The sequence below is a fragment of the Candidatus Hydrogenedentota bacterium genome, from assembly GCA_016791475.1.
In the GTDB taxonomy this organism is placed as follows: domain Bacteria; phylum Hydrogenedentota; class Hydrogenedentia; order Hydrogenedentales; family JAEUWI01; genus JAEUWI01.
The window spans coordinates 122,774-141,814 of record JAEUWI010000008.1 but is presented as its reverse complement, the minus strand read 5'-3'; the positions used below and the strand labels follow the sequence as shown (position 1 = coordinate 141,814).

15 protein-coding genes and 1 pseudogene are annotated in these 19,041 nt (G+C 60.9%); 10 read left to right on the top strand and 6 right to left on the bottom strand.

Features of this window, described 5'->3' with window-relative positions:
• The first annotated feature begins 100 nt into the window (after positions 1 to 100).
• The 5 genes from pbpC to JNK74_06370 all read left to right on the top strand — a co-directional run bounded on the left by pbpC (position 101) and on the right by JNK74_06370 (position 7,221).
• The gene (gene pbpC / locus JNK74_06390) at positions 101 to 2,386 is read left to right on the top strand and encodes a penicillin-binding protein 1C (protein ID MBL7645805.1); all 2,286 of its coding nucleotides are present in this window, start codon (positions 101 to 103) and stop codon (positions 2,384 to 2,386) included.
• 144 nt (positions 2,387 to 2,530) lie between these two features.
• Positions 2,531 to 4,468, top strand: coding sequence for a hypothetical protein (locus JNK74_06385; GenBank protein ID MBL7645804.1), 1,938 nt, complete (start codon positions 2,531 to 2,533; stop codon positions 4,466 to 4,468).
• A gap of 2 nt (positions 4,469 to 4,470) precedes the next feature.
• On the top strand, positions 4,471 to 5,178 hold the full coding sequence (locus JNK74_06380) for a glycosyltransferase family 2 protein (GenBank protein ID MBL7645803.1): 708 nt from the start codon (positions 4,471 to 4,473) through the stop codon (positions 5,176 to 5,178).
• Positions 5,179 to 5,180: 2 nt separating this feature from the next.
• Positions 5,181 to 6,278, top strand: coding sequence for a DegT/DnrJ/EryC1/StrS family aminotransferase (locus JNK74_06375; GenBank protein MBL7645802.1), 1,098 nt, complete (start codon positions 5,181 to 5,183; stop codon positions 6,276 to 6,278).
• A gap of 343 nt (positions 6,279 to 6,621) precedes the next feature.
• The gene (locus tag JNK74_06370) at positions 6,622 to 7,221 is read left to right on the top strand and encodes a hypothetical protein (protein ID MBL7645801.1); all 600 of its coding nucleotides are present in this window, start codon (positions 6,622 to 6,624) and stop codon (positions 7,219 to 7,221) included.
• Positions 7,222 to 7,227: 6 nt separating this feature from the next.
• Here JNK74_06370 and JNK74_06365 read toward each other — a convergent pair whose 3' ends face one another.
• Positions 7,228 to 8,025, bottom strand: coding sequence for an ankyrin repeat domain-containing protein (locus JNK74_06365; protein ID MBL7645800.1), 798 nt, complete (start codon positions 8,023 to 8,025; stop codon positions 7,228 to 7,230).
• 92 nt (positions 8,026 to 8,117) lie between these two features.
• On the opposite strand from JNK74_06365, the gene JNK74_06360 reads away from it, so the two are divergent.
• Entirely contained in the window at positions 8,118 to 8,843 is a 726-nt protein-coding gene (locus JNK74_06360; protein ID MBL7645799.1) for a class I SAM-dependent methyltransferase, read from the top strand.
• On the opposite strand, the gene JNK74_06355 is transcribed toward JNK74_06360, so the two are convergent.
• Entirely contained in the window at positions 8,840 to 9,754 is a 915-nt protein-coding gene (locus JNK74_06355; protein MBL7645798.1) for a sulfatase-like hydrolase/transferase, read from the bottom strand. The genes JNK74_06360 and JNK74_06355 overlap by 4 nt on opposite strands.
• Positions 9,755 to 10,382: 628 nt before the next feature.
• On the opposite strand from JNK74_06355, the gene ltrA reads away from it, so the two are divergent.
• Complete coding sequence (ltrA, locus tag JNK74_06350; GenBank protein ID MBL7645797.1) at positions 10,383 to 11,624, top strand: group II intron reverse transcriptase/maturase; 1,242 nt, start codon at positions 10,383 to 10,385, stop codon at positions 11,622 to 11,624.
• Here ltrA and JNK74_06345 read toward each other — a convergent pair.
• Both JNK74_06345 and JNK74_06340 read right to left on the bottom strand, forming a co-directional pair.
• A complete protein-coding gene (locus JNK74_06345; GenBank protein ID MBL7645796.1) occupies positions 11,588 to 12,553 on the bottom strand; it encodes a sulfatase-like hydrolase/transferase in 966 nt (321 codons plus the stop codon). The two genes, ltrA and JNK74_06345, sit on opposite strands and share 37 nt — an antisense overlap.
• Before the next feature lie 694 nt (positions 12,554 to 13,247).
• A complete protein-coding gene (locus tag JNK74_06340; protein ID MBL7645795.1) occupies positions 13,248 to 13,871 on the bottom strand; it encodes a hypothetical protein in 624 nt (207 codons plus the stop codon).
• Positions 13,872 to 13,998: 127 nt separating this feature from the next.
• Here JNK74_06340 and JNK74_06335 point away from each other — a divergent pair, with 127 nt between their 5' ends.
• On the top strand, positions 13,999 to 15,015 hold the full coding sequence (locus tag JNK74_06335; GenBank protein ID MBL7645794.1) for a hypothetical protein: 1,017 nt from the start codon (positions 13,999 to 14,001) through the stop codon (positions 15,013 to 15,015).
• 24 nt (positions 15,016 to 15,039) lie between these two features.
• Here JNK74_06335 and JNK74_06330 read toward each other — a convergent pair whose 3' ends face one another.
• Positions 15,040 to 16,233 carry a zf-HC2 domain-containing protein gene (locus tag JNK74_06330; GenBank protein ID MBL7645793.1) on the bottom strand — a complete coding sequence of 398 codons (1,194 nt, stop codon included), beginning with the start codon at positions 16,231 to 16,233 and terminating at the stop codon, positions 15,040 to 15,042.
• 41 nt (positions 16,234 to 16,274) lie between these two features.
• Positions 16,275 to 16,877, bottom strand: a complete 603-nt coding sequence (locus JNK74_06325; GenBank protein ID MBL7645792.1) for a sigma-70 family RNA polymerase sigma factor — start codon at positions 16,875 to 16,877, stop codon at positions 16,275 to 16,277.
• 178 nt (positions 16,878 to 17,055) lie between these two features.
• Between JNK74_06325 and JNK74_06320 the strand changes: the two are divergent.
• Together JNK74_06320 and JNK74_06315 are read left to right on the top strand one after the other, a co-directional pair.
• Positions 17,056 to 17,495: pseudogene (locus JNK74_06320) on the top strand (DUF1016 family protein).
• Positions 17,496 to 17,843: 348 nt separating this feature from the next.
• Positions 17,844 to 18,974 carry a Fic family protein gene (locus tag JNK74_06315; protein ID MBL7645791.1) on the top strand — a complete coding sequence of 377 codons (1,131 nt, stop codon included), beginning with the start codon at positions 17,844 to 17,846 and terminating at the stop codon, positions 18,972 to 18,974.
• Positions 18,975 to 19,041: the final 67 nt, after the last annotated feature.

Below are 19,041 nucleotides of genomic sequence, written 5' to 3'. Positions count from 1 at the left end.
GAAAAGTAAGAAATTTGACGATCGATTTGGCTTCAGGTGACACACCCGAGTTCACCGAATGGTACAATGCTCAACGATACCTTTTCCCGAGTCCGAGTCCATGAAATTCTCCCTGCGACCCATCCTTAAGCCCAAACGCCTGCTGGCCGCCGCTGTAGCTGTCGTGCTTGCCGCCGTGCTCGGTGGATGGCTGGGCTGGTATCTCCTGCCGCCGCTGGATCCCGCACCGTACACGCGTACGGTGTCGTCCGGGCAGATTCTGGACCGCCATGGAGAGCGTCTCCTGGTTTCCTTGAGCGGTGACGAGACGTGGTCGCTGCCGCGGGCCTATGGCGAGTTGAGCCCCTTTCTGCTTCAGGCGACGCAGTCGGCGGAGGATCAGCGTTTCTGGCGGCACCGGGGTGTGGACCCGGTGGCGGTGTTGCGGGCGGTGGTGCAGAATGTGACGGAGGTGGGGGTGGCGTCCGGCGCGTCGACATTGACCATGCAGGTGGTGAAGCTGGGCGGGCACGACAGCCGATCGATATCCGGTAAGGTCGGTCAGGCTATCGGCGCGCTGCGGCTGGAGAAGTCGCTCGCCAAGGAAGAGATCCTCAGCGCCTACCTGAGTCGCGCGCCCTACGGGATGAATCTCGTTGGGGTCGAGGCCGCTTCCTGGCGCTATTTCGGGAAGTCGGCCCAGACGCTGAACCTGCCCGAGGCCGCGTTGCTCGCGGGCCTGCCCAAAGCGCCAAGTCGCTTGAACCCATTGGAGCACCCGGAGCGGGCGAAGCTGCGGCGGGACTACGTCCTCCGGCGCATGCATGATGATGGTTTTATTGACGTGGAAAAACGCGACTGGGCCCTCGCCACGCCCGTCAGCGCCGAGTGGCACGACTTCCCGCGCCTGGCGCCCCACCTGGCCGTGCCTTTGTCGGCGGAGCTTGACCGGGGCGAATCTATTCGACTCACGCTGGACGCCACCTTGCAGTCGCGGCTCGAAAGGGATCTGCCCCACCACCTGAAGCAGTTCAACGGCACCATCACCAATGGCGCCCTGCTGGTGGCGGATGTGCAGACGGGCAACATCCTGGCGCGGGTGGGCTCGGCAAACTTTGAGAACACGCCGGGCGGGGGGCACGTGGACGCGTGCCGTTCGCCGCGGTCGCCAGGCTCGACGCTGAAGCCCTTCCTCTATGGCTGGGCCATGGCGCAACAGCAGCTCTATCCGAGCGAGGTGCTGCTCGACGATGTGGCGGACTATGGCGGGTATAATCCGGGCAATTTCGACGGTTCTTTCAATGGCGTGGTGACGGCGACGGAGGCCCTGCGCTATTCATTGAACGTGCCGGCGGTGGCGCTGCTTGGGCGCGTGGGCGTGCCGGGCTTTCTCGGCTACCTTCAAGGGGCGGGCCTGGGCACGATCACCCGTGACGCCGACGACTACGGCCTTGGCCTGGCCATCGGCAATTGCGAGGTGCGCCTGGAAGAGCTCGCCCGGCTGTATCTGTCGCTGGCCAGTCTGGGTGAGCAAAATGTGTTGCGGTGGCGCGAAGGCGCAGCGGCGGCCAACGGCGGACCGGTCTTTTCTCCAGCGGTTTGCCGCATGCTCTACGACATGCTGGCCCAGCCCTTCCCGAGCGAGGTGGCGCCCGGGCTGACGCGCACCAGCGGCAACCTCAACCCCGTGTGCTGGAAGACGGGCACCTCCACGGGCTACCACGATGCCTGGACCTTCGCCTTTAACCGTCACTATCTCGTGGCGGTATGGCTCGGGAACAATTCGGGGCAGGAGTCGCGTCAGCTTATCGGCGCACGGGCCGCATTGCCCCTGGCCGAGAATGTCTTTCGCAGTCTGCCGCCAAAATCCACGCCCGCATGGCCCGGGGCTGACCCCTCCGATGTTTCCATTGACGTATGCACGCGGTCGGGTTTGCCAGCGGCGGAGCATTGTCCCGAGACGGCGAGCGTGGTGCTGCCCGCATCAATCTGGCTGCACCGGCGCTGCACGCTTCACCCTGCGTCGCAGGCCGGCATCACCGTGGCGGCCGCCCAACCCGCCGACGCGACCCGCTGGGATCTCTCGGCGTTGTCGGCGGCGAAGGCCAATCTTGCCGACCTCGAAGCGCGGAGTCTCGCCATTGCCGTCCCGGCGCAAAGTGCCGAGTATGTGCTCAGCGGCGTGGCCGGGGGGGACCAACTGCGACTTACATCTTCACTCGGCGAGACGGTGGCACTCCACTGGTATATGGACGATCAGTATCTGGGCCAATCGGGGCCGGACAGTCCGGTTTACTGGCAACTATCCCTGGGCGAGCATCGCGCGACCTGCGTGTCGCTGGATGGCGCGACGAGTACTGTGCGCTTTTCCGTGGTGCGTCCGTCGGGCGGCGTGCCTATTCGGTGACCTTGGGGAAGATGAGGCTTATGGGGCCAATGTTCTTGTGCGATCCACGCAACTCATAGGTCCCATAAGACCCATAAAACATCGCATACTGTCACCACCACATCGAGCGCTGCTATACTCCGACGGAAATCAGGACCTGCCCAAGTGACACAACCATGCGACAACACCGAAGCCTGCGGACCACTCGCGCAGCTTCGTTGCACCTCGGAGGATGTTTTGCGGGCTGTCGCGGTGATTACGCTGGTGTGCGCGTCATTCACTGCGGTGGCGTCCCTGGTGCTGGTGGCCTACACCCGTGCCCACCCCGAACTCGACTTCATCGATGCGCCCGGCGGACTCTGGCTCCGCGCAGGACTCTTTTCAGCGCTTACTTTCATTGCGGTCGTGCTCCTCGTGCGGTGGCGCGGGACTGGCGTGTCGCTCCAGGTTTCCGAGCCGCGCGAAGGACTTTCCCGAAGCGCCTTCGTGGGGTTAATGGCGCTCCTGCTCGCGATAGTACTCGTGCTGGGCCTTCGGCTCGGGGACTATCCCTTCGCTGCGCCGGACGAGGTGCACCACCTTATTGTGGCGCGGAACCTGGCCGAGTTCGGGGCCTATGCTTCCGGGCATCCGGAGTCGGGCTTCAAGTACTTCGACTCCTTCGACTCCGTGGGACCCGTGGTGCTGGGACCGATTGCGATGGCCTTTAAGACTTTCGGCACGAGCCTGGCCGTCGCCCGGGGCGTCATGGTGGCATTCTTCGCCGGGCTGTGTCTCGCGACCTGGGGCTTCACCCGGGGACTCTTCGGAACGAGAGCGGCCTTGGCATCCGTGGTGCTCCTGTTGGGGACCTATTCTTCGATCTATCTCGGGCGCACGCTCTACGGGGAAGTGCCGGCGTACTTCTTTCTGTTGCTGGGTTTGCTGGCGTGGCGAAGGGCGTTGCAAAGTGGGAGGGGGGCGACGGATCGAATGGAGGGTTTCGCAATTGGGTGTGCGGCGCAGAATTCGGAGTCGGGACTTGGCGTCTTGGTCCCCCCCCCTTGCGGGGGGGCAGGGGGGGTAAACTCCGAATCTGACTTTGGTGGTGCGAGTCTTCCTACGGTGTGTACCCACTCTACCCCCCCGCAAGCGGGGGGGACCTGTGAGCTTGGGGGAGCCGCTTCGAAATCGTCGTCCACCTGGGGCCTACTTGCCGGGGCGCTCGTCGGCTGCGCGATTCTGGCCAAGACCATCATCATTCTGGTCGCCTTCAGTTTCCTCGGGGCCTGGGTTTATGACCGGGTGACCCATCGACGGATTGGCTGGCGGCAGGTGGTGTTTCCCGTGATCGGCGGCGTGCTGGTGCTGGGCTGCTGGACCGTGTTTCAGAGGCTTCACGGCAACGGCGTTGCCGAAACCGGCGGTGTGCTCGCCATCTACCAGCACTACCTGCTCTTTGGCGTTTCAAGTTTCTTTGGGGCCATCGAGCACGCCGTCCTGCCCCATCCCATGGCCCATCTCGCGTGGCTTGGGTTGCTGATGGCCAGCGTACCGGTGCTCTTTCGTCACCGTCATGATCCGCCCGCAATCGCGCTCTACCTCTATGCGATCTTCCTGCTCTACTGGTGGTTCTTCTTTACGCCCGGCCATCTTCATCGCTATTTGTGGAATGCTTACGCCATTCTGGTCATCTTCGCGGCCCCGTGGCTGGTCCATGCGCTGGGGCGGATGGTGACTCCCGCGCGGCCCCGTGTGAAACGCGCGATCGCCCTGGGCGTGGTGGTCATGCTGGCGTGGCCGGGAATGGAGTGGACCCTCTTTCAGACGAGGGAAATTACTTCCAATCAGGAAATGGTGCCCGAGCATGCGCTGATCGACGCGGTGATGGCGCTGCCGCCAACTACCCGCATCGGAACCGACGTGGATCGCTTGCCGGGGCTTCTCAACTTCTTCGGCGACCGCGTGGTCGAGACGGGGCGGGATCCCCTGGCGTTGCTGGGCCAATTCGACACGGTAATCACGCGGGACACGCCATCGCTTCGTGCGACCCTGCCCCCAGACTGCGGGGTGCAACCCGCGGGTAATTTTGTGCTACTGTCTACTCCGAAAACGACGGAGTGAACATGGCAAGCGTCTCTATTTTCTATCCTTGTTACAACGACTGGGGCACCATGGGCAGCATGGTCATGCTGACTATCCGCACGGCGGAGCGTCTCGGTCTGGACTATGACATCACCCTTATCGATGACGGCAGTGGCGATCACACACTGGACCTGCTGGAAGAGATCGAGCGGCACTTTCCCCAAGTGCGCGTCAAGCGCCACGAAGCAAACCGGGGCTACGGCGGTGCGCTCCGCAGCGGCTTCGCCTCCGCCACGAAGGAGTGGATCTTCTACACCGACGGCGATGCCCAGTACGACGTGCGCGAGCTGGATCGGCTGGTGGAGAAGATTTCGGACGATATCGATGTGGTCCAGGGCTACAAAATCACCCGCCACGACCCGCTCCACCGCATCATCATCGGCCGGATCTATCACCACCTCGTCAAAACGGCTTTCGGACTCAAGATTCGTGATGTGGATTGTGATTTTCGGTTAATCCGGCGCAGCGTCTTCGACAAGGTGGAGCTCAAGAGCGACAGTGGCGTGATCTGCGCCGAAATGATGACCAAGATCCAGCGGGCGGGCTGCCGCGTGACGGAGGTGCCCGTCCATCACTACGACCGGCACCACGGCAAGTCACAGTTCTTCAATTTTTCCCGGATCTTCCGTGTCGCGCGCAATCTGACCGGACTCTGGGTGCGGATGGTGCTTCTGGGAAAGGACGGCTGAACGTGGTCCCCTTTGTGGAGCTTCAATCCCAGTTTCGCGCGATTGAAGCGGAGGTGCGCGAAGCCATCGACCGGGTGTTGAATCGCTCGTGGTATGTGCTGGGCGAAGAATGCGCCGGATTTGAGACGGAATTCGCCGCCTGGGTGGGGACGCGATACGCCGTCGGTGTCGGCTCTGGTACCGAGGCCATTCATCTGGCCCTGCGTGCGGTCGGTGTGGGTCATGGCGATGAAGTCATTACGGTGGCCAATACCTGCGTGCCCACCATCGCCGGCATCGGGGCAAGCGGCGCGACGCCTGTGCTGGTCGATGCCCACCCGGAAACGCTCACCCTTGATCCGGAGAAGCTGGCGGCCGTGCTCAGCAAGCGGACCCGCGCCATCGTTCCGGTGCACCTCTACGGGCACCCCTGCGATATGGATCCAATCATGGCCTTTGCCGGGGAACATGGATTGACCGTCGTCGAGGACTGTGCTCAGGCTCATGGCGCGCTGTACAAGGGACGTCCTTGCGGCACCCTGGGGCATCTGGCGGCCTTCAGCTTTTACCCTTCGAAGAATCTCGGGGCCTACGGCGACGCCGGGGCCGTCACAACGGACGACCCGACGCTGGATGCCGCCCTGCGCATGCTCCGGAACTATGGCGAGGAAACCCGCTATCACCACGTGGTGCCGGGCTTTAACAGTCGCCTCGACGAGATTCAGGCGGCTATCCTCCGGGCCAAGCTTCCCCATGTGGACACGTGGAATGAGCAGCGCCGCGTTCTGGCGGCACGCTACGCGACCGGACTCGCCGGACTTCCAATTCAATTGCCCCCGCAGGCCGGCTGGGCGGTGTCGAACCACCACCTCTATCCGGTGCGTTGTGAACGGCGCGATGAATTGCAAGCCTTTCTGAGGGAGCAGGGGGTGCAGACCCTGATGCACTATCCCATCCCGGTGCACCTGCAACCGGCCTATGGCTTTCTGGGGTATGGCCCGGGCGATTTTCCTGTGGCGGAGCAGCGTTGCTCTGCCGTGCTTTCCCTGCCACTCTACCCCGAAATGGAACTGACCGCCGTCGACGAGGTGGTTGTTGCCATCCGGCGCTTCTTTCCGTAGAAATGCAAGAATTGAAGTTGCGTTATTAGGGTTTTGGTGCTATCCTGTTATTCAGTGAGCTACTGATCGGGCACCCTGGTGCCGGGAGATTCTTACCATGCGCCGACGTACTGGCTTTACTCTGATCGAATTGCTGGTGGTGGTGGCGATTATCAGTATTCTGGCCGCCATGTTGTTACCCGGCCTGGCCCGAGCCCGCGAAGCCGCGCGTCGCGCGAGTTGCTCCAACAACATTCGCCAGATGGGGCTGGCCTTTAAAATGTACGCCAGCGAGAGCAATGGGGACTTTCCGCCGATACACAGCTATGTCGGCCCCAATTGCGATGTGAAAAACACGCGTACCATGATGTTCGATGGGAAGGCGATCTATCCCGAATATCTAGCCGACGCCCGCGTCCTTGTTTGCCCTTCGGGCTTCAACGCTATTCAAGAAGAGCGATCAGGCCGCTGGAACCGTCCCGACGGCCCCGGCGGCACCCGGGAGGGCGGTTCGGCCAACCCGTGCCTGTTCGACCAGCTTTCCTACTTTTACACGGGCTTCATTTTCAAAACCAAGTGGATCGAGGAGGAAGGCACCCGCGATGTGAGCGAGCCTTTCCTCAACGGCTTCTTGGCGGTTCTGGACGACCCAAGTCCGGAGCGATTGAAGAGCCCCTGGTCCTTCACCGACGATTTCGGCGAGACCCATCAGGTGTTTCGTATCCGGGAGGGGGTCGAGCGGTTCCAGATTACCGACATCAACAACCCGTCGGCCGCGGACATCTCGCAGACCAGTGTCGCCGTCGTCTATGATCGCATCGACCTCAACCCCCAGGGCTTCAATCACCTGCCGGGCGGGGCCAACGTCCTCTATATGGACGGCCATGTGGAATGGGTCAAGTATCCGGGCCCCTTCCCCGTGAATCGGGCGTGGGCCGATCTGGTGGACCGGATCGGAATCTGAGGGCGACTACTGGAGGCCGCCCGCCGCGAGAATAATCTGGGCCATGGGGACGTTGTTCTGCTCCGCGCAGAGCGTGTAGGGCGTTTTTCCCGCGCCATTGCGCGCATTTGCGTCGGCCCCTTGCGAAACCATCAGTCGAACGAGCTCCACATCACCCGACGGAATGGCCAGATGGAGCGGCGTGCTCCCATCCTTGTCGGCAATGTTGAGCTTGGCCCGTTTCATTACGAGGAAATTGGCCATCTGCAACTTCCCCTGCTTCAGTGCTAGGTGTATCGGGGCGTTCCCATCTTTGTCCAGATCATCCAGCGAAGGCCGCTCCGTGGTCTGGTAGGCGGGCCAGTCGCGGTTGATGGCGTCGAGGACCGGAATGTTGCCCTTGAAGGCCGCCATGTGGACCACGGTCCAGCCCCGATCCGTCTTGCGGTTGGCCGTGGCGCCGAAGCTGAGGAGTAGATTCACCATTTCCGGATGCTCGCGCCAGGCGGCCAGGTGAAGGGCGTCCCAGCCCTCCTCGGTCAAGATAGTGGCGTCGGCGTGGTTCTTCAGCAGGAGGGTGGCAAGGTCGAGGAAGTTATTTTTCGCGGCGGAATGAAGCGGCGTCATGCCGTCCATATCGGTCAGATTGACCTTGGCCCCTTCCTGGATGAGCTTCTGGGCCAGCGCCACATTGCCTTCGCGGGCGGCCTTGTGAAGTTCCAGAAAGCCGTAGTTGTCCCGCTCCCGGTTGACCCGGGCTTCGCAGCCCCAGAGGGAGGTCCCAAACGCCATCAGCAACAAAGCTGCTGCAAGTCCGTGTCTCATGCCCAAAGATCCTTGATTCCGCGCCCGTCAGACGCGACAATACGCCCCGCATCGGGGTCATGGTAGCACGGAACGAGGAGGAGCGCAAAACCGTGAATACGGAAGAGTACGCGTGCATGCGCGCCGTCGAAGACGCCCACTGGTGGTATCGCGGGCTCCACACGCTCGTGCTCCACGCGCTCGCGCGCCACGCGCCTTCCGCGTCTCGCATCGTGGATATCGGCTGCGGAACGGGCGGTATGGCGTCCCGTCTTTTCGGCAAGCGGCTGGTCGCGGCGCTTGATTTCAACCCCGACGCGTTGACGTTCTGCCGCGCGCGGGGCATTGTGCCTCTGGTTCGGGGGGATGGCACTTCTCTTCCCATCGCGACCGGGTGCGCGGATGTGGCGCTGGTGCTGGATGTGCTCTATCACAAGAACGTGGCCGACCCCGGGAGGGTGTTGAGCGAGCTTCGGCGGGTGCTGACGCCGGGCGGCGTGGTGGTGATCAATGTGCCGGCCTACCAGTGGCTCTACTCATCGCATGATGTGGCCGTGCAGACGGGGCGGCGCTTCACCCGGGGCCAGATCAATGGACTGCTGCGCGAAGCGGGCTTCGATGTGGTCGAGTCGACCTATTGGAACACGGCCCTCTTCCCCGCAATCTGCGCCGTGCGCCTGCTGCGGCGCTGGGTTCCGCCCGGCACGTCCGATGTGAAGGCGGGGAACCTGATCATCAATCGCCTGCTCGGTGCGCTGCTGGCCGTGGAGCGGGCCTGTATGCGGTGGCGCCCGCTGCCCTTCGGGGTGTCGGTTTTCGTGGTGGCGCGTGTTCGCTAGGACACGCGCTCAGCGACAACATAGTAAGCCCCCCGTTCCTTGCCGTCATCGCAGGTGAACTCGGTCCTTAGTCGCGTCTCGCCCTTCTCCAGCATCATCGTGAAGCGCGTCGCGTGATCGGCCTCGCCCACGGGTGCGGACAGTGCCTGATCGCCGATGGAAATTTCGGCCTGGCTAATCGCCAGCGCCGCACCGCCTTCCAGTGCGCCCCGGATCGGCGCACTTGCTTCCGTGGGCCAGCGGCGCAGGTCGAACTGGTAGGCCCCCGCCTCGGCAATTTCAATGGCCCAGAAGCCATTGCCCGCCGCGCCCTTCAATATCTGATTCTGGTTCCAGGCAGGATGCTCGCCATGCCAGTCGTGGCTGCTGAGCACAGCGGGTCCCTGACCCGGCGCGCCGATGAGGATGGGGCAGTACTGGTCAAAACTCGGGGAAACATCCGACCACCAGGCTTCGTAGTCGTTGCGGAGCCGCGCTAAGTGATCGGGGAACTCGGCGGCGCGATCAACCTGTTGTGCGGGATCGGTCTGGACGTCGTAAAGCTCCTTTCCGTTGACAAGCCGCCAGTTCTTCTCCAGCACCGCCGACTTGCGCCACTTCTCCGGATGCTCAATCCGTTGAGAATCCACGATGATCGATCGGCCCGGCTCCTGTGCCTGCGGGTCTTCCAGCCAGGGCCGGAGACTGATCCCGTCGAAGGACGCATCGTCCTTGGCGGGCACACCGCAAAGATCGAGGAGTGTGGGGAGAAGGTCAAAGTGGGCCGAGACCATGGGCACGTCGCGGCCTTTGGAGAGATTGCCTCCGGGCCATCGGATGAAGCAGGGTACGCGGTGGCCGCCCTCGTATTCGCTGCCTTTCTGATCGCGCATGTTCGCGCGATCACCCGCCGCCGTGCCGTTGTCCGTCATGAAGATGACGATCGTGGTATGCCTTCGGGCGTACATCGCCAGAGTGGTGCGAGTCCACTCCTGAATGGCGTCTTACCTCAGTAACCAAACGTAACTGCGTCGACCGCGAGGCGAGGTGGGGAATAACGCGAGGTGAACGACCAGTCCGCAGGATGACGAACTCGATTCGGCCATGCAGTCCGGCGAGCCTGCCACGATAAGGCGAAGCCCGGAACAGGCCGGCCACGCTGATGGCTTAAAAGAAAAACTGCTGACTCCACCCCGGAAGGGGCAAGGCGTCCAGGCAGGTGCCAGCAAGACGAATGTAAAAGCGATGGTCGGGGACTGTGGGGTGATTGGAGGTGGAATGGTTGGAAGACGGTGTACGTGAAGAAGGGAGAGCTGAGGGGGGCAAGAGCGGTGTTCATGCTCCGATGAGCCGAAGAGCCGCCCCTTCAGCAGTCAGAGCGCCCGTAGTAGTGATGAAGCGGGGTAATGCCCGTGGAGCGAAGGCGGCGCAGGAAGGTGGATAGTGGAAAGAACAGAAGGACCGGAATTGAGAGACGCGCCAGTGTCGGCAACGGCTACGCAAGCGTCAGACATCCGCGCCCGGTGGGCATGGGTGGAACCGGCTGTCTGGACCGACCGCATGCTATCGGCACTCGAAGAGGGTGTGAAAGGAGACGTATGGTTCAGCCTCATTGACAAGGTCTACCGTCCGAAGAACCTCGCCGCCGCAGCCAGAAAGGTCATCGCGAACAAGGGTGCGCCGGGTGTGGATAACGTAACGGTCCAACAGTACGAACGGTTTCAGGACCAATACCTGGAGCAGCTGTCGGAAGCACTACGGGAAAGCACCTACACGCCCAAGGCGATCAAGCGGCGGTATATTCCCAAACCGGGCAGTGCGGAAAAGCGGCCTCTGGGTATCCCCTGCGTGGGTGACCGGGTGGTCCAGACCGCATTGCGCAACGTCCTCGAGCCGATATTCGAGCGAGAGTTCCACGAGAACAGCTTTGGATTTCGACCGGGCCGTGGCTGCAAGGATGCGCTACGCGTAGTGGACCGAAGCCTCAAAGCGGGCAGTCTCTACGTTGTGGACGCGGACATCCGCAAGTGCTTTGACACGATCTCTCACGAAATACTGATGGGTCGGGTCGAAGAGCGCATAGCGGACAGCCGAGTTCTTGCGCTGATACGAACCTTCCTGAATCAGGAGGTCATGGAAGATGCGGGCGCTTGGACCCCGGAAGAAGGCACCCCGCAAGGGGCCGTCATCAGTCCCCTGCTGGCGAACATCTACCTGAACCCGCTGGACCATCTCATGGCCCGACACGGCCACCGGATGGTTCGATACGCCGACGACAGCGTCATTGTCTGCGACAGTCAGGACGAGGCGCAAGCCGCGCTGGAACTGCTACGGCAATGGTGCGAGGAGCAGGGGCTCTCCCTGCATCCGGAGAAAACCCGAATCGCCAACCTTAACGAGGTGGGAGAGGGGTTTGATTTTCTCGGCTATCGATTCCAGCAGACCCGCGCCAAGAAGATACGGCGATGGGCAGGGAGAAAGGCCAGTACCAAACTGCGCGACCGGGTGCGGCTGTTAACACGACGCACCAATGGCCATAGCATGGAGACCATAATCACCCTGTTGAACCCGATTCTCCGGGGTTGGTTTGGCTACTTCAAGCACAGCAACACTTCGAGCCTGCGAACCATGGATAGCTGGATACGAAGTCGACTGCGCAGCATACTCAGGGGACGACAGGGACGTAGAGGAAGAAGTCGAGGGTGGAGAGACCATTTGAACTGGCCAAACCGATTCTTTGCGAAACTTGGGCTGTATTCTCTTGCTCAGCTCCAAGCCGACGCCAGAAAGTCATTTAGATGAAACCACCGACCGGAGAGCCGTATGCGGGAGAACCGCACGTACGGTTCGGAGGGAGGGGAGGCTGGGTGACCGGCCTTCCCTACCCCTATTTTTTCTGTCAAATTCAATTCGTTTAGTCGCTTGAGCATGCGGCCCACATTGTCGTCGATGTTCTGGACCATGCCATGGAAATTGGCTTGGTCGTCCGACAGGCCCTTGTCCTTGAAGGGCTGGCTGTACTCGGGCGCGACGCGATAGGGCGAATGGGGGGCGTTGGTGGGTAGGTAGCAGAAAAAGGGCTTATCGCGGTGGGCCTCGATGAACCGGGCAGCATTTTCGAACCACACATCCGTGCAATAGCCCTTGAAGGGTTTGGGCGCCCCATTGTGAAGATAGGTGTCGTCGAAATAGTCATTGCCCCAGAAATCCGGGGCCTGTCCCACGCCGCCGCCGCCATGGACCAGGCACTCCTGAAAGCCGCGCTCCTGCGGGCGGTAGGGATAGTTGTCGCCCAGATGCCACTTGCCGAAAATCCCGGTCTTGTACCCCGCGTCCGAAAAATAGTCCGCCATCGTCACCTCGCCGCGCCGAAGGATTGATCGCCCCATGATGGTGTGCCATACCCCCACGCGATTGTTGTAACGGCCGGTCAGCAGGGCGGCGCGCGTCGGGGCGCAGGTGGGGCTGACATGAAAGTTGCTCAGGCGCGTGCTTTCGGCGTGGAGCGCGTCCAGATGCGGCGTTTCGATGTGGGGGCTGCCAAGACACGAGAGATCGCCATAGCCCTGGTCGTCGGTCATGATGAGGAGGATATTGGGCGGCTTAAGCGGCGTGTCCAACGCACGCGCGCCGCGTGGCAGTGAGAGCGTACCCAGACCGACACCCGCGGCGCTGAGGAAGGCCCGTCGGGAAATGGGGTGGGGATTGCGTGACGCGGAACGGCTGTGCATGGCGTATTTCTTCACAAGAGTGGAAACGATTCTAGGACGAACTACTACCGATCGCACCGGTCAAATCAAGCTTAAGACTCGTCTCCGCGTTACAGGCTTTCCCGCCTCCTGTAGACAACAATTGAACGCGATGCATCGGGCCAGGAGATTTCCCCACTAGAGATTTTAATTTCAAACTCATACGTGGTCTGAGCCAATTGCAGAGATTCGAATTCTGTCCTAAGGTCTTCAATTTCTTCGAAATCTTGGTCAGACTCTTGTTCCAGAACAAAACTGACCACAACCATATCCTCGACTGATGTGATCCATACCATTCTAAAGTTTGAAGAGATAACACCCAGCAAAGACTGCATCAGTGTTAACGCTTGACACTGTAGGTATGCGTAAGTTCTATCCTTCATGTCTTAACTCGCCGAACTGGTGCCCATCCATTGAGGAAGGGAAATACGGGAATCAATTTCCTCGAATGAGGTTTGGCGAGCATAAGATTTGGTGGGCTACGACGCAACTGGATGCGCTCGCCGATACGCTGCCAGAATGGCGCGTGCTTTTTCTGCGTCGTCCAGTGACATGATTATGGTACAGGATTCGTACTCGGGGTCGCTCGGAGGCACTTCCTTGACTAGGCTGGTCATCATGTTCTCATCGCCTGCCCCATATACCGCCTGTATGTTTCCGTTTGGGAGTAGCTTGTTCATGTTCGCAGGGTAACCTTCATGATGAACTCATAGTAATCGTGACTGAAGTTGGCTCTCAGTGCGTCTGGACTTAGTATACCAAGGCCCACGGTTTCTGCAAAGAATTCTTTGCAGCCCGTGGCGCTCAAGCGTCTATTGGGATAGTATGCGCTGTTCTTGCCGAAAATGCCGTTCAATTGGGCCTTGTACTCGCGTTGGAGTATTTCCGATAAGTCGTAACTTAGCAAGTGTCCCAAAGCATGTCCTACTTCGTGCGTTGCCGTGCCACTGTAGCCGTGGCGACCCGTCCCCAGAATTACTTCTCTCCGACCTGCGATGTACGCGCCCCGCGCGTCATCCCAAGTCACCCCACGCGGTGCGGTGGGAATCTGTATGCCTTGGTATTCCTCAAAGCCCGGAAAACCCGCCACCCCACCTTTTCCGATCTGGATGCGGGCAAGTCCGTGGGACCGTAGTTTAGAAAGAACGCCCGCGGGCACGGCCAGCAGTCCCGCCACGTGCTCGTGAATAATAGCGGCCTCCTGCGTGTTTATCCTCGCGTCGATGACGCGCAGGCCATCGCCAAGCGCTTCCGAAAGCCGACTGTAGTCTGAAATCGATATCGAATCTAAGAGCCGCATGCCGCCCCCAAAATAGTCCGAACTGAGAAGTTGTTTCTACCGGAGCGCGATTATATGCTTTCCACGAAGGCTCGGCAACGAGGATTTCGCGTAAAGGCCCCCAGTATCCCCGGTTGGAGCATCCAATATGTCGTGTCTTATTCCCTTCGTGGTCCCTGTTTTGCTTTTCCTCTTCGCCGGCTGTGCCACCCTGTCCAATCCCGCGCCGGAAGCGCGCACCTGGCAGGTTCACCCCGTCATTCCCGGCGGGCGCATCGATGCCATCGCCGATCTGGGCGAGGGCGTTGTCATTGCCGGGTCCAGGAATCCAAAGCCGGGTCATATTTTCCGGAGCACCGACTGCGGCGAGTCCTGGACGGATCTGGGGAACCTGCTTGGGGAGGAACTGCACACGGGGAGCGTGACGTGCCTCGCCTCCGCAGGTCACGGTGTGGCCTATCTGCTCACGGGCGATGCCCATGCATGGAAGTCGGAGGACTGGGGGGTGAACTGGCGACCGCTGGGTCAGGTTTCGAACATGCCGCGCCATGCCCAGTTTCACCACAGCTACAGCATGACCGTGTTGCCCAGCGGCACGGTGCTCGTGAGCAACACGAATCCAACTGGCGGGCATGTTTTCCGCTCCGAAGATGGCGGGGCGACCTGGCAGGATCTCGGTGCTGTTTCACCCATGGCGCTCTATCGCTTTGAAAAGGTAAAGGACGGCGTGCTTGTGAACGGTTGGGCGGGCCGGGTCTATCGGAGCACCGATGATGGCCGTACGTGGCGCGATTGCGGGCAGCTCAGCGAGAAGGCCCTCTACGCAACGGAGTACCTGGGCCAGGGCATTGCCTTGCAAGGCGGGGAGGACGGGCGGCTCTTCCGAAGCACGGACGATGGCGATACCTGGGCGGAGGTGGCGCGCTTTCCCGATTCCGCGGATGATTTCGTGCAGGTCGGCGATGGGGTTATCATCTACACCACCTACACCGGCGAGAAGAACCTCTATCTTTCGAAGGACTATGGGCGGACTTGGGAAAACATCGGGCCGGTGCCATCGGGTGCCGAGGGGGATACGTGGGACCATGCGGTGCCCGTGCGCTGTGGGAATAAAGTGGTTTCCGCAGGGGGAACGTCGACCGGACGCATCGTGACGTGGCGGTGAGGCTGCGCGCAATCGAAAAAGGGATCAGCGCGCAGGATTTCCCGGGGTCGGCGCCTTCGCAATCGAGTACCACACCTCGCCCAACTTGACGATGACCGGCTCGTCCCGGTCGCACAGTGTGTTCAGGGCGGTGTACCGGTCCAGCAGGCCGTTCCATTCCGGCGACGGAATGGAGACCTTCGTGAGCGTTTCCCCGGCATAGCCCGCCTGTCGCCAGGTTCCGCCGGACAGGGTGAACTCAAGGTCGTTCCAGCGCAGCAATGTCACCGGTGCGGGAGAGGCGGGCGGAGCAGCCGCGGGCATTGCCGAATCGGCGACTACCGCCGGGGCGGACTCGGTCGCCTCGCTGCGCATGGCCGACTGACTGACGACACGCTCTTCTTTGTCGCGATTGGCGACGCCCAGCGCCGGCTGGTCCGATTCCGCGGGCGCGGACTTCAATGCGACCGCGTCACTGGCCGTGCGTCGCGCCATTTCCGGTACCGGGGTCTCCACCGGCGTCGCAGTGGCGGCTTCGGGCGCTGCCGCCGGGGCAGCTTTGGGCATGGCCACACCGCCAAAGCCACCGCCTCCACCACCGAATCCACCGCCACCCGTTTCAGGTACTGCGGCCACTTTGGCCTTGTCTTCACCCTTCAAGCCAGCTTCTGATTCGACCGCAGCCGTGGACGTGATCTCATTAAGCGCGGGGCCGGTGCCGGAGGCACCCAGGCTCTCCTGCGCGGGGACAGGCGCAGCTTCGACCGACGCGGCGGCACTTTCCTGCATCATGACGTCCGGGGCAACTGCCTCGGCGGGCGCCTGGAACCTCATCGCCCGGGGCGCGTCCGCGGGCGGCGGCGATTCCGGCGCGGGGGAGTTCAGGGCGAGCTCCGAAATGGCGGATTGCTTCAGGGTGAACTGAGACTGCCAGAACGCGAGGCCCGCAATCAGCGTGAAGCCTGCGGCGGCGGCCAGCGTCCAACGCTGCCAGTTGTGGTTGCGCTTGCGCCCGATGGGCGCAATGGCCGCATGAAACCGCGCCTCGAAATCCTCGGGGGCCTTCACCGGGTGATGATAGCGGTAGGCGTCGGATACGACCTTGTAGCCGTGAAGCTCCCGGAGGCACTCCGAACAGTCGGAAAGATGCTCCTCCACCAGTTCCCGGTCTTCCGGGTTCAGCTCATTGTCGAGCAGGGCGGAGAATTCATTCCGTATTTGGTCGCATTCCAGGGGCATGGTCGGTGCTTATTTTTGGGGCAATCCCGTTTTGATTTCCGTTACAACAATCCGCGGCGGGAAAGGCATTCTTTGAGCAGCTTTCGGGCCTGATTCAGCCGCGATTTCACGGTGCCCTCGGGGCAATCGGAGGACGCGGCGATATCGGTATAACTCAAATTGTCAAAAGTCCGGAGTATAAAGGCCATACGGTACGTCTCCGGCAATCCATCCAGGCAGAGGCGCAGGCCCTCGTCCAGCTCGCGCTTCTGGGCCAGGTGGCTTGGCGACACGTTGCTTGCGGTCGCCTGCTGGGCCACGCCGGGCGACTCCTCCGCCAGCGCCTCATACGACACGCCCATGTTTCGTCCCTTCCGGCTCCGGTCGCGCAGCCGGTTTCGGCACACATTCGCGGCGATACTGTAGAGCCAGGTATAGACCTGAGCATGGCCCTGATACGTGTCCAGATTCCGGTAAGCTCGGACAAACACCTCCAGCGACGCGTCCAGACTGTCCTCGCGATGGCCGAGATAGCGGTAGACCACGTTATACACCCGATCCTTGTAGCGGCGCAGCAACTCATCAAAAGCCTTTTCTTCGCCTCTCAGGCAGGCTTCCACAAGTTCCGCGTCGGACGATTTGCGGGTTTCTTCGAGTAGTTCCACGAGCGCTTTCGCTCCACCAGCTACAGACTTAGACACCAAATCAGGGAGTGGGTTCGGACTTCCCTATTGTAACCCGAAATCGTCGATAGTTGATAGTTGACAACCGTCCTGACTTACCAGAGCGAGAGCGGCCCCCACCTCCGCGAAGGACGGAACCGTCGCCAATTCTGAGGCCACCCTGCCCGCGCCCCTGCCCGACCTGGCCCGCGAAACGCTGAAAGACCCCTGTACCTTCGATTTCCTCACGTTGACCGAGCGCTACGACGAACGGGAACTGGAAAATGCCCTGCTGGACCACCTGACGCGATTCCTCCTGGAATTGGGCACGGGCTTCGCCTCCACCGCCACGTGGTGGTGGAGCCGAAACCCGTCAAGTTCATCCCGGAGTTCGCGGGAAAGCTAGACTTCTACGTCGCCTCGAAACGTCGCATCCCGCTCCCACGTGTTGTACGCATAGCTCAGCCCAAGAAAGGGGACCAGAAAAATAATCGTCTGAAAAACTATTTCGGCCCACGCTTCGTTCGTTGCGGGATACCCATACCAGCATATCCCGCCGAGAGTTATGGCCACGACGAAGGCCCGCAACTGGGTCCGCTCAAATCGGTGCCCCTCGGGTGACGTGACGAACGTGATGCCCTCGATAGAAGGATGTGCCGCATTCATAGTTGCCTCCAAATTGGTCACAACCGCCGTCGGAACACCGCAGATTGACCACTCGAATGCTATCATAAGTATAAGGCAGGGACAAGACGCAGACAGGTCATCGCTGCTTACTCCCGCGCGATCCCCATTGCCTTCATCCTTGAGGCGAGCGTTGTAGGTTTTCATCCCCAGCAGCTTCGCGGCGCCGCCAGGAGATTTCACGAATCAACTCAGGATTAAGGAGAGTAAATTTGGATTTTCTTTATTTTACTTAATTACAATAAAGTAAAATAAAGCAAATCCTATTTTACTTTGGGGAAGCACATGGACATCAAGAACTTTAAGGCGGGCGCCTACCGGAAGGGCTACGCTTATCGCTACTTCGTGCCTGAGAAAATCAACCATGGCTTTGTCTGGACCGATGACGCCATCAACGAACTGCTTGAGCGGGCCTCGCTGAAGTTGGGCGAATTGAACTCCTTCTCCCGTCTCGTGCCGGACACCGACAGGTTCATTCGCATGCACACAATCAAGGAAGCAGTCGAGTCCAGCAGCATCGAGGGCACCCAGACCACGATGGAAGAGGCACTCATCAACGAAGAGGACATCAACCCGGAACGGCGCGATGATTGGCGCGAGGTCAACAACTATGTGGCCGCCATGAACTCCGCCCTGGATGAGCTGAAAACACTTCCCCTGTCGAACCGACTCATCCGCAACGCGCACCAGGTCATCCTCGCCAGCGCGCGGGGCGAGCACAAGAGTCCGGGGGAATTCCGCACCTCACAAAACTGGATCGGCGGCACCAGTCCGTCCGATGCCGCCTTCATACCTCCGCTACACACCGAGGTTCCCGATCTTATGACGGACTTGGAGCGCTTTCTTCACAATACGGATATCAAGGTGCCGCACCTCGTGCGGATTGCCATCGTCCACTACCAGTTTGAAACGATCCACCCCTTCCTGGATGGTAATGGGCGCATCGGGCGACTGCTCATCACCCTCTATCTCGTTTCCAGCGGGGTACTCGACAAGCCGATGCTCTATCTTTCCGATTTCTTCGAGCACAACAAATCGCTCTACTACGACAACCTCACCGGGGTCCGCACCAAAGATGATCTTGCGCAGTGGATCAGGTTCTTCCTGACCGGCGTTGCCGAGACCGCCGATGCGGCCGTCGTGACCCTGCAACGGATCATTAAGCTGAAAGAGTCCACCGAAAAAGGCCGCATCATGACCTTAGGAAGACGCGCCACAGTCGGGATGGAACTCCTGTCTCAACTGTTCAAGCGACCCGTGGTCGCCGTGAAGGATGTACAAAGCATGACCGGCCTGTCGGCCAAAGCCGCCAACGACCTCGTCCAGGCTTTTGTTGAAAAAGGTATCCTCGCCGAAATCACTGGCCAGCAGCGGAATAGACTTTTCGTATTTCACGAATACATCAAGTTGTTTTGAAGGCCTGCCGGCCGAAACTGGCAACCGAGTGCTGAAGCAGGCGGAGCCTATCGCGGCGGAAATGGCC

Bases quoted from the DNA above. Each gene is read 5' to 3' on its own strand.
- JNK74_06370 (MBL7645801.1), top strand. From the start codon at position 6,622: ATGATGTTCGATGGGAAGGCGATCTATCCCGAATATCTAGCCGACGCC.
- JNK74_06345 (MBL7645796.1), bottom strand. From the start codon at position 12,553: ATGCACAGCCGTTCCGCGTCACGCAATCCCCACCCCATTTCCCGACGG.
- JNK74_06365 (MBL7645800.1), bottom strand. From the start codon at position 8,025: ATGAGACACGGACTTGCAGCAGCTTTGTTGCTGATGGCGTTTGGGACC.
- pbpC (MBL7645805.1), top strand. From the start codon at position 101: ATGAAATTCTCCCTGCGACCCATCCTTAAGCCCAAACGCCTGCTGGCC.
- JNK74_06355 (MBL7645798.1), bottom strand. From the start codon at position 9,754: ATGACGGACAACGGCACGGCGGCGGGTGATCGCGCGAACATGCGCGAT.
- JNK74_06330 (MBL7645793.1), bottom strand. From the start codon at position 16,233: ATGCCCCTGGAATGCGACCAAATACGGAATGAATTCTCCGCCCTGCTC.
- JNK74_06315 (MBL7645791.1), top strand. From the start codon at position 17,844: ATGGACATCAAGAACTTTAAGGCGGGCGCCTACCGGAAGGGCTACGCT.
- JNK74_06340 (MBL7645795.1), bottom strand. From the start codon at position 13,871: ATGCGGCTCTTAGATTCGATATCGATTTCAGACTACAGTCGGCTTTCG.
- JNK74_06380 (MBL7645803.1), top strand. From the start codon at position 4,471: ATGGCAAGCGTCTCTATTTTCTATCCTTGTTACAACGACTGGGGCACC.
- JNK74_06335 (MBL7645794.1), top strand. From the start codon at position 13,999: ATGTCGTGTCTTATTCCCTTCGTGGTCCCTGTTTTGCTTTTCCTCTTC.
- ltrA (MBL7645797.1), top strand. From the start codon at position 10,383: ATGCTATCGGCACTCGAAGAGGGTGTGAAAGGAGACGTATGGTTCAGC.